Genomic DNA, 16,479 nt, shown 5'->3' on the forward strand with positions numbered 1-16,479 from the left:
TGTTTTGTTGTTTTACTGCTGCACACAACTATTTAATAAACACACCCCCGAAGGGGACTACCTCGCGTAGAAATCGTTTAACAATTCCATCATCGTTATTATCTCTTTCGAATCGGCGGTTCTGACGTCCTGCCTGAAACAGCACAGGCCCGTGACCTGTCATCTTCCAGTGATAGCTCATATGCTGGCTAGCCAAATGGTTGCCGTAAACGGTGAGCTCCAGCTTGGCATTCTCAGGGTAGGCAATAATGCTGCCTGCATCGACATAAAGGGGGTTGGTCGGATGCAGTACAGCTTCACAGACCGTACCCTCTGTCAGTATGCCAATCATGCCATTGCCCGAGAATTTCACCTTTACAATATCCCGTGTAACGAGCACATTTTTCATGCTTAGCACCCGGGTCTCCAGCGAAATACCTATACTGTAGAAGAAGAGATGCTTAAAGTCGTATAGCAGATCGCTTTTACCATCGAGCTGCAGGATTTTTATGCGATAGCCTGGCGGAAGGGCGGCAACGAAATGGCAAGGACCTGCCATATCGGAACGAATCAACTTTCGCTTGCGGTATATGCCCTTTACATCCATAAATCTGTCCGCTCGTCCTGAGGAAGGACCTTGATAAGCGATAATTTGTTGTGGATGGAGTACATGAACCTCTTCCTTCTCCTGAAGGGAGAAGGCTACGGCTTGTCCGCTTCCACTGTCGCTTTCATCTTGGATATCGATGTTCATAGTTCATCTCCCTCATGCTGTGACTGTGATCTTCAATGAATACGTAAGACTAACGCAGACGATCGCCTTTTCGAGAACGGTAAAGCATGCTGAAACGAATAAAACGGATCAGTATAAAATAACCTAGGATTAGTCCAATCCCTGTAAAAATAGTCACTTTGATTTTATGATAATATTCTTCGCGTGCCGTCCGGTCATTTTTTAATTCATCAACCATCTGCGTCAGTTGGCGATTCTGCTCTTGTAGGCTTTCGTTCTGTATCCGGTAAGCTTCCATCTCCTGCGTGGTATTCGCGAGCTTATCCTTTGCCTGCTGAAGCTCTTCAGCAGTTTGCTGAAAACCTTCCTTTAATTCATTCACTTCGTTTGGCAGCTCGGAGAAATTTTTAACTCCATTATAGATATCACTGAATATATTAGCTTTTGCTACAGGAGCTGGCAGGCATACAGTAAGCATCAGCAAGAACAGGAGCGAATATAACAGCTGTAGATATGCTCGGGATTTATGTTGCTTCATCTATATAATCACCACCCAATTTAGGCTTGTAGTTCTTTTATTTTAACACAGCTTGACAGCTTCTGACAGCGTACGCCATGGGACTGGCAATGCTTATAATGAAAGTAATTTTTACCTCCTTAAGGTTTTCGTTTACTCATTATTAAACACGATCAGTCCGTGATTATCTCGATTGAGAAGAGGTACTATTTATCGTATACTTTGGACGAAAGGGGCTGCTGTCGATTGAACAAATGGCTTAAAACAATATTGCTTCTGATCGGATCTGCTTTTTTGACTAGATTGATCCCATTTTCATCTTTGTTTCGGAATTTAGACACGATGATTCATGAATTTGGTCATGCTCTGATGACCTTACTACTGTCGGGTAGTGTGCTGAGGATTGAATTATACGCAGATCATAGCGGTGTAACCTATTCAGCCATTCAAGAAGGGGGCAAGGCAATATTAGTTTCCCTCTCGGGTTATTTGCTAGCCTCCTTATTTGCACTTCTGCTCTTCTATTTATATAGTAAGGGACGCCATGATTGGGGCCTTATCTTAGCTACGGGTGTGGCGTTGATTATGCTCCTGCTATACGTACGAGGAAGCTTTGGCATGATGTGGTTGGGCGGATTTATTGCGTTAAATATTCTAATGCTGGTGGTTTGGAAGAAGGCCAGCAAATATTATTATTTGTTATTGGCCTTTTTAACCTTGGAGGAGTCTGTAATGGGAAGTTTATTTCTGGTATACGCGGCTGCTGTATCACCGTCCCGTGCAGGAGATGCCAGCAATCTGGCAAGAATGACTCCCGTACCGGCTATATTTTGGGCCACACTGTTTTTTATATTTTCTCTGTTGTGTGCCAAATGGGCACTGGGACTATTTTTCAAGCGAGAGCGAGTGCAGACTAAATTAGGGAGTCGATGAGAAAAAAAACATAAAATTTTCGTCATAAAAAGACAAAAGGGGTTGTTTTTACAAGAGTCAGTCTACTAAGCATGTAGAATGACTCTTTTTTTGTCGATAATATAGAACCGAACATACATTCCATGACATGGAGTTGTCCGCCATTATTGGTACATTAATAGAAGACCCAAAAAAAGAAAGAGGTGGAAATAATGATAGAAAGTATTCATCCCGTATTCACATGGAGTCAAAATCGTATTTTTGCAGGCGGCAATCGTAATGTTATCTTGCTTGTCGAATGGAAAGGGAATATGCCTTCAGAGCACAGCCGACCCAGCAGTTATAAAGTGGTTGCACGTGAAATCGAACTGCGGGTTTGGCTTGAACCCCATGTAACTTTTAAGCGCTCGTATGGGTGTGAGTTTGAAGTCGGTGAAGGCAGTTCGCTACTTCTTAAGCTTGGCAAAATAAAAACGGGGCAACGAAAGTTTATTGCACTGGAATTCAATATCTCTACTACTATTGCAGGTAGATATGAAGCTCTTTCCTTACAGTGGAAATATAAAAAGCCAACCGTAGAGCGTGTTCAAGAGCTTCCAGTAAAGGTTCTTGAGCTAGAATACACTCATCATACTCAGGTTCTGAATGAAACCTGCTGCTTTCATGTAGAGAAACATCTGGAATTGTTAAAAACAGCTGAAACGATTGAGGAGGCAACCACGTTGCAAAATGAAGGACAACATAGTCAAGCTCATGAAATGCTCTGCCGTCACGCAGATAAATTACTATTACTAGCCGTACGTTCTGGAGATCCTTTACTACTTAAAGAGGCCGAAATGTTGTATAAACAGATTGGATTCGAGTATCAGAAGCGGGGTAAAACTGCTACTGGAAATTGATATAGGACATACAACTAGAAGATGCATATTGACGAAAAAAGACCTATACATAAATTTGTTTTGTCAGCGGGTTCGGCGGAAAATAATCAGAAGAATTGTAATATAAAATGTGGTAACATAGTAAAAAAGTTCTATCACACTATTACTTTTTTTCATAAAATAATGGGTCTATTTAACCATAAATCAAGGGGAACTGAATATGACAGACCGATTAATCCGACTGATGCGCATTATTACACTTGTTCAAGCCAAGCCAGGGATATTAGCCCGTGAATTGGCGGAACGCTGCGGCAACAGCGAGAGAACGATATACCGGGATATGGACGCGCTTAGCGCCATGCATATTCCTATAACCCACCTTGGACATGGAAAAGGCTATGCTTTTATTGGCAATTTTGCACTTTATCCTTTGGATTGGTCGGAAGAAGAGGCGGCTGCGTTTTCGCAATTACGCTATATTATGGAAGATATTAAACCCGTTCTGCCTATCGATTTTGAAGGCGCTTATGAAAAAGTAGTCGCAGCTGAATACAAGCGAAAGGCAGAGCGGGAAGAAACGATAGAACGTGCAAGAAGAGAAGCAGGTACAAGCTGGTTGGAAAGAAGCGGTGCACAGATGGAGCATCAATCTTTTTTAACACCTATTTTGGAGTCTTTATTAAAGCAGAGGAGTATTCAAGCGAATTATTGCGAGAATGCGGTGGAGGAGAAGGAAATAACCATCGATCCTTATTGTTTAGTCCCACTGGAAAATCGTTTTCATCTCATTGGATTTTGCCATCATCAGGGTGTTATTCGTACATATCATATCAACGATTTTTCAAACGTAAAGCCATTAAACCGCTGCTTCTCAAAGGAATCATTTGATTTGCAAGCTTTTATGAAGCAAAAATGGTCACTTGACCGCGATAGTTTGCAGGTAGAGTTTAAAGTGAAATTTTCGGAGCGAATCATGGAAGGGCTAAAGAAAGAGGATTTGCCCTATAAGCCGAATAAAGTAGACCGTCAAGCTCGGTGTTGTTATTTTAAAGTCGCATTGGAACAAGATATTGCATTTGTCCGCTGGATTAAGCGATTTGAAGAGGATGCGGAAATTATAGAGCCGTTTTATTATCGTGAAGTGCTCAGGCAGCAGTTGGAGAAATGGATATCGCAATATAAATAAGATGGATTCTCACCTTCAAATGAAATATTCGTTTACATATATTGTTACAAATCAAAAATTATAGAATATTTCTCTTGTTTGGTGAGTCTTTTTATAATACCGCATACATTTAATAACATAATTGCAATTTAGAGGTTTATTTTTATCCTCGAATTTGACCTTTGTTCAATTCAATTTTATACAGAAGAGGGCTATTCTCTAGATCCATTTGATTCTTAAAAATGAATATATTAATCCGGGTGAGCTTCTTGGGGGAGTGGATTATCCATTATGTTGAATGTACTTGGCTTTAACCTGGTGGGTGACGGTCAACATGATGTGCTTGGCCCACAGATGAAGAATTAATATCATTCGTGAAATAGGTGTCTTTGCAGCCCTATTTAGGGGAGTCAGAGGCATCTTTTTTGTGTGCAAAAAGCCAAAATCATTATTATATATTGTCTAATTATAACAATATATAACTAAACATATCTAAACATATCTGTAGTTATAGAAAAACGAAAAAGTGTATGCTAGAATAGCATCTAAATATATACATACGAAATTGGGAGGAATGGAAATGTTTAAGAAATGGACACTCTCCGTGATGGGGATATTGGCAATCGTTCTGGTTGTGAATTTATCTGCAGGTCCAGGGAGAGAGGTGCAAGCAGCCACCAAGAAGACTGAAATTATTGTTTCCGCTGCGGCTAGTTTGCAGGATAGCCTGGATAAGATTGCCCTCCTTTATGAAAAGAAACATCCCGATATTGATTTGGTTTTTAATTATGCAGCATCCGGTACTCTGCAAAAGCAGATTGAGCAAGGGGCTCCGGCGGACCTGTTCTTCTCTGCAGGTGATAAACAGATGAATGCACTGGTGGAAGGTGGACTTATCTCCGATCATAAGGTTCTGCTTAAGAATCAATTGGTTGTAGTCGTACCCTCAGATTCAAAGGTTAAATTAACAACGATTACTCAGCTTACGGATAAAGCTTTTAAGAAGGTGGCAGTGGGACAGCCTGAATCTGTACCAGCGGGTCAGTATGCTCAGCAATCATTGACAGCGAAAAAGGTCTGGGATCCGCTGCAAAGCAAACTCGTATTTGCCAAGGATGTGCGTCAGGTTCTCTCTTATGTAGAAACAGGAAATGCCGATGCCGGTTTTGTCTATAAGACAGATGCGCTTACTTCAAAGAAAACTAAAATCGCTTTGACGGTCGGTCCACATGTACACAAAGCTATTAATTATCCGGCAGGCATCGTGAAGAGCTCGAAGAATCAAAAGGCAGCTAAGGAGTTGTATAGTTACCTTCAAAGCAAGGAAGCTAATGATATCTTTGTAAGTTATGGCTTCCTGCTTCCTTAAATAGAAATTACGAGTAGAAGCGGGTGGAATAAGGTTGGAAATAAATTGGACTGATTTCTTCGCCCCGGTATGGCTTTCCGTAAAAATATCTGTGATTACAAGCATTATTGTATTCATTTTGGCAACAGCTGCTGCGAAGGCTATGGCGGGCCGGAAGTTTCCCGGTCACAGCTTGGTAGAGACTATAATGCTGCTTCCGCTCGTATTGCCGCCGACGGTCGTAGGATTTGTGCTTTTAGTTATTTTAGGCCGACGAAGCTGGATCGGCAGATGGTATGAACAGATGACGGGGCAGACGATCCTGTTCACATGGGGGGCAGCTGTTATCGCCGCTGTAGTCGTAGCTTTTCCACTCGTATACCGCACAGTGAAGGCGGGTTTCGAAGGGATAGAAGCAGATCTTGAAGATGCGGCGCGGGCACAAGGGGCAAGTGAACTGCAGGTACTGCGTTATGTCACGCTGCCGCTTGCGGGCCGGTCGCTGGCAGCCGGTTATGTTCTTGGTTTTGCCCGCGGTCTTGGGGAGTTTGGCGCTACCATCATGGTAGCTGGCAATATTCCGGGCCGCACGCAAACCTTACCCACAGCGATCTATGTTGCGGTAGATGGAGGCAATATGACCCTCGCATGGATGTGGGTATGTTCAATTATTGTTATTTCAGCCGCTATGCTGATGTTTGTGAATCGGCGTTCTTAAAAAAACACCAGACAGCGATTCTCCGGTTATTGGAGAGTTGCTGCCTGGTGTTTTTGGTTTGAAGCGGGTGGTTTGAGCAGATGCTGGGCAAGTGAACCCGGCAACTTTGATGTCAGCTTCTAGCGCCGTCGGATTTTGATGGAGTCTGTGAGTTAACTGCATTCTATACAGTTATTCCGTCTGCATAAGGAATCGTTCTAACTTTAATTGTATTCTATACAACTAAAACTAGAAAAGTCGCCTATGGGGTAGTAAATCAAGAGAAATAGGTGTACCAAATACAGTTATATCTAATTTGCGAGTTATTCGAAGTAATATAGTTGTACGAAATACAGTTAAACGCTTCTGCATAATGCTCCCGTCTTCTGCTGTGACCCATTAAGTCTCATAAATTATCGTCCCTGTTTCCGTGAGATCATATCCGTGAATGGACCCAAGCTCACTCTGGAAGGCTGGTGAACGCAAAATATCAATCACGGCAGCAATCCATTGCTCATGCTCCGTTTTTTTAATCATCACCAGATCGTAGCACTCCTGAATCATAGGAACGAAATCAACACCGTCGACAATCTTAGCGGCTTTCTCGGTGCCGATGGCTACATCTGCTTCTCCCCGGGCCACTTTACCGGCAACTGCCAAATGGCTGTTCTCCTCGTTCTCATAGCCTGATAGGCTGGCTGCTGGAATGCCATGCAATCGAAGCTGTTCATCCAATAATACGCGTGCACCTGAACCTCGTTCTCTATTGATCAGCGTGAGTTCATTTTGCTCTAAGTGAGACCATTCATGAATACCCCTGGGATTCCCTTTTTGTACATAAAATCCTGCACTTCGGGTAAGTAGGCGAACTACAACATAAGAGCATCCTACGAGTATTTTTCGGATATAGGGTAGGTTGTATTCTCCAGTATCCCCGTCGAGCAGATGTGTGCTGACAATGTCCGACTCCCCTTTATACATGGCTATCAGGCTATCAAGACTCCCGGCATAAGAACGAAGAGGGCGTTCAGGCAGAGCCCGTTCCAAATAGGTAGCTAGAATATCCAGTGACATATCCTGACCTGTAATCACCAAGCTGTGTCCTACAGCTTTAAGGTGGGGAGATTGTGCTGGCATTTGAGCTGGAGTTGTACCGGAAAAGGCCAAGGGTATTGCTGGTGGAGTCTGGGCCATTATAGTAGTAGGATTAGCGGTGGACGCCCCACTCCGTGTATTTTGTTTGTAGGTTTCCAAATCGGATTGATCCACGCGCATTTGTTTTCCTACACGGTAGGAGGGGAGCTCCCCTTTTTTAATTAGATCATATACTTTTAATTTTGATATTTTTAATAAGCGGGCAATTTCCTCTGTCGTATAGGATGTATTATCGGACATGACAAAAGCCTCCAGAACTTCATATTAGGACAAGACTACCCTATTTTGAAGTCCTGTGCAATTAGCCTATTGTTGTTTACCCGCCTGCTGTGTACTGGATAATTTGATCAACTCAGAGACAGTGACAAATCGAAAGCCTTTCTTTTCTAATTCCGGCAAAATAATTTTAAGAGCTTCTCTAGTTTGTGACTGCCCGTGCACATGATCATGAAATAGAACGATGTCCCCATTACGTGCATTTCGAATGACCTTGTTCGAAATACTGTACACGCCTGGGCGATTCCAGTCACGAGTATCTTGATGCCAGGACCATAATATTGGCTTCAAGCCCATATTGTTAGACAGATCAACTAAGGTCTCGTCATACATGCCGCCTGGTGGTCTGAACAGTGAACTATGTTTACCGGAGACTTTTATAATCTCTTCTTCGGTCAATCTTAGCTCCTGCTCAAATTGGGCTTCATTAATAGGTTTTTTAAAATAAACGTGATTGTAGGTATGGTTAGCTAATTCATGCCCCTCAGCAATAACTCGTTTCGCTACCTCTGGATAGGCTGCAATTCTTTTTCCTATCGCAAAAAAGGTGCATTTCGCATGATATTGATTCAATACCTTTAAGATTTGATCGGTTTCAGAAGGGTCAGGACCATCGTCGAACGTCAATGCAATCACTTTTTGGTTAGTATGTACTTCCCAAATCATGTCTCCTCTTTTTTCGTAGTAGTCGCGGTTTTTGCTTGGACTACCTAGAGCAGAGTTCGTGAAGCATAAAAAGAATGCAAGGGTGATCAACATAATTTTACTGCAAGTTTTCATCATTTCACCTGTTTTTTTTATTTTAGAGTGCTCCTTTTGGGGGTCGGTATATTCATAGTTTCAGTTTTGTATAGGCAACCAGTCTTTTTTCGTGCTCATTCTTCTTTCTACTATATCTTCATGTACAGGTTATGAGATTCATTTTGGCTTCTGACGATTACATAGTTATCCACGTGACCGTCTATAATTAAATTAGCCTTTGTATTTTGATGTGAAAATTGTTATGAAAATGCCTTATAATGAAGTACTATATACAGACATTTGGTTAGGGTGGTGGGAACATGACACTTATTGAAAAAAGAGAACACCGGCAGTATCCGGAGATTACCCGCCTAGAAACGTCGAGAGCTGCTTATGAGCGTGATTATTCACGCCTGATTCATTCGCCTACTTTTCGGAGGCTGCAAGGTAAATCACAAGTATTCGGGGCTGGGACGGGTGACTATTACCGCACGCGTCTGACTCATTCACTTGAAGTTGCACAGATTGCTCGTGAGGCGGCGAAAAGTCTGCTGCGATCGTATCCAGAAGTGGAAACCACCAAGGCGGAGAATCCGGGTCTTGTTATAGATCCAGAGGTAGTGGAATGCGCAGCTATCGCTCATGATTTTGGCCATCCTCCCTTTGGACATAAAGGGGAAGAAGTGCTGGATAATATTTTGGAACAGCTTATTGAAAAGAAAACTAACGAAGCTGCGCTGCAATCAGGCGCAACGGGTGTGGATCGCCTGCTGATCCATGAGCAGATGAAGCAACGTTATGAGCATTTCGAAGGCAATGCCCACAATTATAGGCTGATTATGTTTCTGGAGAAGCGTGAGAATATTGATGGGCTAAATCTGTCAGATGCTGTGCTGCTAGGCATAAATAAGTATCCTTTTCCCGGCACCTCGCTGAAGAAGGGGATGTACCTTCACGAATGGGGATATATTTCGGAGATCCGCAAAGAGTGGGGAATACCGACAGGTAAGAAAACGTTAGAGGCTCAGCTTATGGACCTTTGTGACGATATCGCTTATTCTGCACATGATCTGGAGGATGGGATTAAAGCCGGAAAGATTGAAGTGCATGAACACTTTATGCATGATTCTTATATCCAGCGGTTAATCGTAGAGAAAATCACCACGCTCGAGGATTTCTTCTGGAAGGGCTGGGAAGAGGAAGGCATTCGCGCGAAGGTCGAGGAAGTGCTCAGTTCATTTCTTCGGGTTTGGAAGGAAAAAATGCCAACCTGCGAAAATGACTATTCCCGCACTCGACGTGAAGTTAAGGCTTATTGGGTAAGTACCTTTGTCGCCAGCTTGGGAGTGATCCAAGATGAAGACTGGAAGAAGGTCACCTTTATAAAGGAAGGAAAAGAAGACGAAGATATGCTGCGGACCGTAAGTGTGCTGAAAAGCTTCGCGTGGGTTACTATGATCCGTGATTTGCGTGTGCAGCGGCTGCAGAAACGTAGTGAGTGGATTTTGCGCCGTCTGTGGGGAGCATTTCTGGATCCACAAACCTCTAAAGCCATTATTCCATCGGATTGGCTGCAGCGATTTGAGAAAGATCAGAAGCAGGCAAAACCGATTTGGACTTGGGAGCATATGGTGATTGATTATATCGCAGGGATGACTGATGCTTTTGCAGAGAAAATATATAATGAGCTGTACGGACTGAAAGTCGGCTCGATTTATGATTTGGATTAGAGACGCTTAGACAAGTAGTCCCTGCTGTTCATTTAGGATAATCTAAATGAACAGCAGGGGCTATTTTTATAAGGATTATTGATTTAAATACCACTCATATGCAGTTTTTTCAAGATTAACCACAAATTCTTCTTTCCCATCTATATAAGCTGCCATGTCCTCTGGGAATTGTTTGGCAAGAGTATCCTTCAAATCTCCGTACTGTTTAACCGTCTCCGGATGTGATCGAAGGTAGTCTCTTACAGCCAGATGACGGTCGATATCTATCTTATTATCCATCTGGAAGACATGAACATGATGGGTTCTGCTATTTCCGCCTTTTCTGAAATATCTTCTGCCACTGATACCGAACTCACCCATACATTCATAACCAAGTGCTGTCATTTGCTGGTTGAACTCATCTACAGCTTCGATATTTCGTACTACAGGCATTATATCTATGATTGGTTTAGCTTTTAGTCCGGAAACAGAAGTGCTGCCAATATGGTGAATATCAACGAGGGCATCAGCAAAGATGTCTTTAATCTTCTGAGCTTCTTCAATGAACATTAGACTCCATTGCTCGTTAAATTCTGTGACCGTGACCTTCATTTCACTAACCCTCTCTTTATGGATAACTTTGGATTTTCTTATTATAGAACAGATGTTCCTGTTTTGTAAAGCATATTATTAATATTGCCGGTCGTAATCAACAAGATTTAGAGAAGGTGTGCCTGATGATAAGTAAGACTTCACATTTTCGGTAAAAATATTAACGATCCGGTCAGCGTATTGATCTGTAATTCCAGCGGAGTGTGGAGTGATGATTACTTGCTCCATAGACCAAAGTGGATGATCCTGCGGAAGGGGTTCGGTCTCAAAAACATCCAACCCAGCGCCACGGAGTTGTCCGCGATTCAATGCATCGATCAGAGCCTCAGTATCGGTAGTTGCGCCACGGCCAATGTTAATGTAATAGGAGCCTTCTTTAAACGCGGAGAAGCTGGTGGCATTAAATAAATGCTTGGTCTCATCGGTAATAGGAAGGGTATTGATGATGAAATCGCCTTGGCTTACAGCTTCGGATAAACGATCTGTTGTATAGATTTGATCAAAGTCTGCGACTGGCTTACCGGAACGGCTGACACCGATAGTCTTCATCCGGAAGGCTTTAGCAATTCTGGCGGTTTCACTGCCGATCGCTCCAGTTCCAGCTATAACGGCTGTTTTGCCGGACAGCTCGCTTTCACTGCCATCAGATTTCCAAATCCGGTTCTGCTGATTGCGTACAGCCGTATGCAAATTACGTGTGAAGAGAAGGATGAACCCGAAGATTACCGCAGAAATAGGCTCGGCATGCACTCCGCTCCCACTGGTGAGCAGGACTCCTTGTTCCTTAAGACGATCGAGAGGAAGTTTCTCAATACCAGCAGACCAGGACTGAACCCAGCGAAGGGAGGACTCGGGGCGAAGGATTGTATCCGAAATACCTTTAGCCCAGCCGATTACGATTTCTGCGTCTGCAAGCAGCTGCAAATCTGGATTTTTGGCGTCTCCTTGTGTGAATGTATAGCCTGGGGCAGCCGCTTTGATCCTTTCCTGCTGCTGAGATGTAAGTGGTTGTAGACATACTATAGACTTAGTCATGATGTGTTCCTCCTACTTTGTGGTTTAATGGATATGGATCATGTTATAGGTTAAGAATACCAAATCTATTGGAGAAGGTGAAATTGACCATGAATACTAAAGTATCAGAGAACGAATCAGAACGGCTTTTTCTAGCTGTGAAATTACCTTCTGAGCTGCAAGAAATAGTGGCGCAGGCATGTTCAAAGCTAGCTGGAAATTTTGAATTTGCTAAATGGACAAATCCGCAAGATTATCATATTACCCTGCGATTTTTAGGAGATACCCCAAAGACCGTAATTCCAGATTTAGTAAAATCATTAAGGCAGATCGCGGGTCAAGGCAGCCCCTTCAATCTCTCTTTGGACAAATGGGACACATTTGGTCTTCCAGCTTCCCCAAGAGTCCTGTGGATAGGGGTTTCTGGCGAAATAGAGGCATTAAATCAATTAGCTGCGAGAGTGCATTCTGCGACGTTTCCATTAGGTTTTTCAGGCGAATCCAGGGCCTATAAACCGCATCTTACCGTGGCTCGAAAGTACCGGGGAAAAAATTCATATGATGATAAATTGCTGGAAAACTTACTGAAATTGGATGGTGATTGGAACCTAAAAAACTATCAGAGAGACTGGACGATTGATAGTTTTGTGTTGTATGCTACCAGAATGTATGCCATTCCTATGTATGAAATTATTGAAAAGTTTACAGTTTAAAATCGATAATAAAGTTTTCAAAGCTTCCGTTTTCGGTTACATACAATAGGAATGTGCCGTGAAATAGGAGGAATATCATGTTAATTTTTAAACAAAACCGCTATATTGCGTTGCTCGTTGGCGTTATACTAGTGTGTTTCTCTGCCATAAGCTTATTGCAACCCGAACAAGTTGCGGAAGGGAAGATGGACAGGGTGCAGATGGATAAGTTGCAATCCACCAGCCGTGCATCCGTACTTTCTCTTTTGCAAGATGAATCGAAGTCTAGTATAACGAGTAGCATTACGAGGGGCATTACTGAAGTTACACAAGCCAATAAGCTTAATAACACATTCAGTCTTTTAAGTTCCGCTTGGAAACCGGCGAAGGGTGTGGAATGGCTTAGTGTAAAAAAAATAAAACAAAAAAACACAAAAAACACATCGAACGTTTCCATTATTCGGGTGAAGGCTGATGTAGTACAATCCAAGCCAGCTGCGCAAAAAGCGTCGCAATTGGCGGAAACAGCAACAAAGAGTAGTCAGGCGACAGCGAAGATAGCCTCGGCTTCTCAGAAACATCCCCTCACAACATTGTACTTCTCTCGGACAGAGCTATTAAGCCAGGAGCAGCAAAGTAAAGCAACCCGGCGCTACGCTGTATCCGAAGAAGAACTGCTTCTGCTACAAAAAATTGTAATGGCAGAGGCGGAAGGTGAACCGTACAAGGGCAAGGTGGCAGTTGCCAACGTTGTTCTGAATAGGCTGCGGTCAGCCAATTTCCCCGACACGATATATAAAGTTATTTATCAGAAGAGCCAGTTCAGCCCTGTAGCTAACGGGCGTCTTAACCGTGTGAAGCCTAACGATGATAGTATTAAAGCGGTGAATGCTGCACTCTCCGGAGTAAAGGAAGTTCCCGATAATACTTATTTTTTCTTGTCGCTAAAACTTGCACAGGATCTGACCGTACATCATTCACAGACTTATGTTAAAACTATTGGCAATCATACTTTTTATAAATAATTTGGTGGATCTGTGAACCTCAGCGCTATATAGGGTAAACTAAACTATATGAATCTGGAGGTGGAAGATAACCATGAAAATCACTTATTATGGACATTCAGCTCTGCTGGTAGAGACGGGGAACGTGAAGGTTATTATTGACCCTTTTTTGTCAGGTAATCCGAACTCCGGTATTTCACCTGCCGATATTTCCGTTGATGCCGTTCTGCTTACTCACGGCCACTCTGATCATTTAGGAGATGCTGTCGAAATTGCCAAGCAAAATGATTGTCCGATCTTTGCGGTGTTTGAGCTTGCCGAATATTGCCGGATGAAGGGTGCACAGGTTAAGCACATGAATATAGGTGGTAGTCATACCTATGCAGGGATGACTGTGAAATTTACGCAGGCGTTTCATTCCTCATCCATTCAGGAGGGCGATTCTTGGATTTATGCTGGACAACCCGCGGGGATTTTGTTGACGATTGAGGGTAAGACGATTTTCCATGCGGGGGATACCGCACTATTCAGCGATCTGCGCCTCATTGGAGAAAGGAATGCGATTGCCCTGGCAGCTCTTCCTATAGGCGATATGCTAACCATGGGACCGGATGACGCCTTGCTGGCCGCACGCTGGCTGCGGGCGGATAAAGTGATCCCGCTACATTACAATACATTTCCGGATATTGCTCAGGATGGTGCTGATTTCTGCGATCGCCTGCATCAAGAGGGAGTAGAAGGTTTTCCGCTTAAAGCTGGTGAGAGCGTAGAAATTTAACCAATCCGATTTATATTATAAAAAAAGCAGGTAGCCGGGGGAAATTCCCTGACTGCCTGCTTATTCTTTAAGGTGTAATACATACAGGTTCTTCATTACGTGCTTGCGCTCTTGTGCCTCTGATTTCAGTTGCCTCGCTTACGGGGTTACCTAACATCTTCAGAACAGTAGTCGCACAGCTTTGCGGTTGATGTTTATCTGGAGCGAGACGTCGTCTGCGTTGCTCTTCCAGAACTGAATATTCACGAAGCATCATAGTGAACCATTTGTTCACTACTTCCGAGTCGAGCACCTCTGCCAGCCCAAGCTCTACGAAATATTGGCAGTTTTTCTCTTCCTGACCTGGAATAGCTTTATAGAAAAGCATTGGAATTCCTTTGGCCTGACCTTCCGTACAGGTCATGCCTCCAGGCTTCGTAATCAGCAGGTCTGAGGCATCCATCAATTTATTGATTTCACTGCTATATCCCAGAATTTTAACATTGGGATGATTGAGCAGTGGATTGGACTTCATTTTGGCGATTAGCTTCTCATTGCTGCCCATACAGAAGACGAGCTGAATATCATCCATTCTGGCGGTGAGGGAATGCATAATCTCTTTGCCGAACATCAGCCCCCATCCTCCGCCCATAATGAGTACGGTTGGAATATCAGCCAATCCCAGCTCCTTGCGTAGCAGCGTCTTGTTGGAGCGTTCCCAGAACTTTGGATGCACTGGGATGCCAGTGACGGTTACTAGCTCTGGAGCGATCCCACGGCCTGTCAGAATGGACTTGACGCGTGGGGTAGATACGAGATAACGATTGACCTCAGAATTTACCCAACTCCCATGTGCATCATAATCAGTAATTAATGTATACAGAGGCACATGTAGTCCACGACGTTTCAGTCTGGAAATGACCGCAGCCGGAATGGGATGAGTGCAGATAATTAAATCAGGCTTTAGCTGCTCAATGACCTGTGAAGCATGTGTATAAAAAATCCGGTGAAGCGCCATTTTAGTCAACGGGTTCAATGATTTATGATATTGTGTCTTATACATCATGCCGACCAGCTTAGGCTGGCTGCTAACTGTTTTGCGGTAAGCGGAAAGAATCCAAGGGGCGACCGTCGGGTTAAGAAATTTCCCCAGCTCGATGACTCGGCATTGGACATCCGGATTCAGCAGCTTTATTCCTTCGGCCAGAGCATAGGCTGCTCCTGTGTGGCCCGTACCGAAGCCTTCCGAAAACAGCAGTACTCTTTTCTTTCGCATAAGTTCACCTGCTACTTTCCTTTTCTATAGAAATGCATTTCTTCTTCTAATTATACTAGGAAATCTATACTATACTCACATTATACAAGTAAGACGTAAATAGAAAGTTAAAACCCTGCAATAAATAAAAAAAATAAAAGGTTCGCCCAAAGTATTGCAAACTAGAAAACAACATGATAAAGTAGTGAATGACCAATTGACCGGATTAGTAAAATGGTCAGAAGTCAGCGGGAACGATATTTTCTGGAGAAAGGAAGTGTGCACAGGTGGCAGTGGTGGATCGAAGACAGCAGGTGCTTCAGGCCGCAGCAAAATCTTTTTCATTATTTGGCTATAAGGCAACTACAATGGATCAGGTTGCTAAGATTGCAAATGTCGGTAAGGGGACCATCTACACCTTTTTTACAAACAAAGAGCAATTGTTTGACGAGATCCTGCACGATATGATGATGGAAATGAAGACGATTGCTGAGCGGGAGATCAGGCGAGACAGACCCTTCTTTGACAACTTGCATCGTGTGCTGGATGCTCTGCTTGAGTTTCGAAGTGAGCAGGAGCTATTCATAAAACTTTCCCAGGAGAATCGCGAATTCGGTACGCCGCAGGCTGGAGAAGGACTCGAGAAGATCGAGAACGTAGTTTTAGAATATTTAGAACGGGAGGTGCAACAAGCGCTCCAACAGGGAGAAATCAAACCTTGCGATCCCAAAATCGTCTCGGTAGTCATGTTCAGATTATATATTGTATTGACTGCTGAACTGAATAAAACACATACTCCCTTGGACAAGGAACAGATCAAGATGTATTTTCATTTGTTTCTCGCCGAAGGATTGGCACAGTAAGGGTTGATTCAGGACAGGGATGGCGTTCTCAGCTTCACTCGATTCGCTTTCCCTTAACAATTCTCAAGATGGATTAGGCATTGAAAAAGAGCCGCGAGGCATTTTTTTATACCCTGAATTGACCGAATGGGGAAAACAGTCACTTAGTGTTACGTAATATTTCGCAAACAAA

At 43.3% G+C, this 16,479-nt stretch carries 17 protein-coding genes and 1 pseudogene; 11 read left to right on the plus strand and 7 right to left on the minus strand.

Annotated elements, in window-relative coordinates:
• Nucleotides 1-28 precede the first annotated feature (28 nt).
• Both NYE35_RS05080 and NYE35_RS05085 read right to left on the minus strand, forming a co-directional pair.
• The gene (locus NYE35_RS05080; RefSeq protein WP_036676578.1) at nt 29-733 is read right to left on the minus strand and encodes an AIM24 family protein; all 705 of its coding nucleotides are present in this window, start codon (nt 731-733) and stop codon (nt 29-31) included.
• A 49-nt stretch (nt 734-782) separates the two neighbouring features.
• Nucleotides 783-1,250 carry a hypothetical protein gene (locus NYE35_RS05085; protein ID WP_036676577.1) on the minus strand — a complete coding sequence of 156 codons (468 nt, stop codon included), beginning with the start codon at nt 1,248-1,250 and terminating at the stop codon, nt 783-785.
• A gap of 225 nt (nt 1,251-1,475) precedes the next feature.
• On the opposite strand from NYE35_RS05085, the gene NYE35_RS05090 reads away from it, so the two are divergent.
• The 6 genes and pseudogenes from NYE35_RS05090 to modB all read left to right on the plus strand — a co-directional run bounded on the left by NYE35_RS05090 (nt 1,476) and on the right by modB (nt 6,250).
• Nucleotides 1,476-2,162: a M50 family metallopeptidase gene (locus tag NYE35_RS05090; protein WP_036676576.1), complete on the plus strand. Its 687-nt coding sequence runs from the start codon at nt 1,476-1,478 to the stop codon at nt 2,160-2,162.
• Between the two features lie 191 nt (nt 2,163-2,353).
• Nucleotides 2,354-3,040 carry a hypothetical protein gene (locus NYE35_RS05095; RefSeq protein ID WP_038568908.1) on the plus strand — a complete coding sequence of 229 codons (687 nt, stop codon included), beginning with the start codon at nt 2,354-2,356 and terminating at the stop codon, nt 3,038-3,040.
• Nucleotides 3,041-3,239: 199 nt separating this feature from the next.
• Nucleotides 3,240-4,205, plus strand: coding sequence for a helix-turn-helix transcriptional regulator (locus NYE35_RS05100; RefSeq protein WP_036676573.1), 966 nt, complete (start codon nt 3,240-3,242; stop codon nt 4,203-4,205).
• Between the two features lie 258 nt (nt 4,206-4,463).
• A pseudogene (locus NYE35_RS31380) lies at nt 4,464-4,550 on the plus strand (oligopeptide transporter permease oppC); the annotation flags it as partial.
• Between the two features lie 208 nt (nt 4,551-4,758).
• On the plus strand, nt 4,759-5,553 hold the full coding sequence (modA, locus tag NYE35_RS05105) for a molybdate ABC transporter substrate-binding protein (RefSeq protein WP_169744738.1): 795 nt from the start codon (nt 4,759-4,761) through the stop codon (nt 5,551-5,553).
• A gap of 40 nt (nt 5,554-5,593) precedes the next feature.
• Nucleotides 5,594-6,250: a molybdate ABC transporter permease subunit gene (modB, locus tag NYE35_RS05110; RefSeq protein WP_174890050.1), complete on the plus strand. Its 657-nt coding sequence runs from the start codon at nt 5,594-5,596 to the stop codon at nt 6,248-6,250.
• 378 nt (nt 6,251-6,628) lie between these two features.
• Here modB and NYE35_RS05115 read toward each other — a convergent pair whose 3' ends face one another.
• Nucleotides 6,629-7,624, minus strand: a complete 996-nt coding sequence (locus NYE35_RS05115; RefSeq protein ID WP_094902661.1) for a substrate-binding domain-containing protein — start codon at nt 7,622-7,624, stop codon at nt 6,629-6,631.
• A gap of 66 nt (nt 7,625-7,690) precedes the next feature.
• Nucleotides 7,691-8,326, minus strand: a complete 636-nt coding sequence (locus tag NYE35_RS05120) for a polysaccharide deacetylase family protein (protein WP_305953520.1) — start codon at nt 8,324-8,326, stop codon at nt 7,691-7,693.
• Nucleotides 8,327-8,721: 395 nt separating this feature from the next.
• Between NYE35_RS05120 and NYE35_RS05125 the strand changes: the two genes are divergently transcribed.
• Nucleotides 8,722-10,131 (plus strand): deoxyguanosinetriphosphate triphosphohydrolase family protein, encoded by a 1,410-nt coding sequence (locus tag NYE35_RS05125; RefSeq protein WP_076141777.1) that lies wholly within the window; start codon nt 8,722-8,724, stop codon nt 10,129-10,131.
• A gap of 75 nt (nt 10,132-10,206) precedes the next feature.
• Here the strand turns inward: NYE35_RS05125 and NYE35_RS05130 are convergent, their stop codons facing one another.
• Nucleotides 10,207-10,722, minus strand: a complete 516-nt coding sequence (locus tag NYE35_RS05130) for a GrpB family protein (protein ID WP_076141778.1) — start codon at nt 10,720-10,722, stop codon at nt 10,207-10,209.
• Nucleotides 10,723-10,800: 78 nt separating this feature from the next.
• Nucleotides 10,801-11,757: a D-2-hydroxyacid dehydrogenase gene (locus NYE35_RS05135; RefSeq protein WP_076141779.1), complete on the minus strand. Its 957-nt coding sequence runs from the start codon at nt 11,755-11,757 to the stop codon at nt 10,801-10,803.
• An 89-nt stretch (nt 11,758-11,846) separates the two neighbouring features.
• On the opposite strand from NYE35_RS05135, the gene thpR reads away from it, so the two are divergent.
• From thpR to NYE35_RS05150, 3 genes are all read left to right on the plus strand, one after another.
• Entirely contained in the window at nt 11,847-12,449 is a 603-nt protein-coding gene (thpR, locus tag NYE35_RS05140; RefSeq protein ID WP_076141780.1) for an RNA 2',3'-cyclic phosphodiesterase, read from the plus strand.
• 77 nt (nt 12,450-12,526) lie between these two features.
• Nucleotides 12,527-13,453 (plus strand): cell wall hydrolase, encoded by a 927-nt coding sequence (locus NYE35_RS05145; RefSeq protein ID WP_076141781.1) that lies wholly within the window; start codon nt 12,527-12,529, stop codon nt 13,451-13,453.
• Nucleotides 13,454-13,526: 73 nt separating this feature from the next.
• Complete coding sequence (locus NYE35_RS05150; protein ID WP_036676555.1) at nt 13,527-14,210, plus strand: metal-dependent hydrolase; 684 nt, start codon at nt 13,527-13,529, stop codon at nt 14,208-14,210.
• A 67-nt stretch (nt 14,211-14,277) separates the two neighbouring features.
• On the opposite strand, the gene NYE35_RS05155 is transcribed toward NYE35_RS05150, so the two are convergent.
• Nucleotides 14,278-15,465 carry a UDP-N-acetylglucosamine--LPS N-acetylglucosamine transferase gene (locus NYE35_RS05155; RefSeq protein WP_038568920.1) on the minus strand — a complete coding sequence of 396 codons (1,188 nt, stop codon included), beginning with the start codon at nt 15,463-15,465 and terminating at the stop codon, nt 14,278-14,280.
• 266 nt (nt 15,466-15,731) lie between these two features.
• Between NYE35_RS05155 and NYE35_RS05160 the strand changes: the two genes are divergently transcribed.
• Entirely contained in the window at nt 15,732-16,307 is a 576-nt protein-coding gene (locus tag NYE35_RS05160; RefSeq protein WP_036676550.1) for a TetR/AcrR family transcriptional regulator, read from the plus strand.
• The last annotated feature ends 172 nt before the right edge of the window (nt 16,308-16,479 follow it).

Origin of the sequence: Paenibacillus sp. FSL L8-0494 (assembly GCF_038003695.1) — a bacterium.
GTDB lineage: Bacteria > Bacillota > Bacilli > Paenibacillales > Paenibacillaceae > Paenibacillus_AQ > Paenibacillus_AQ odorifer.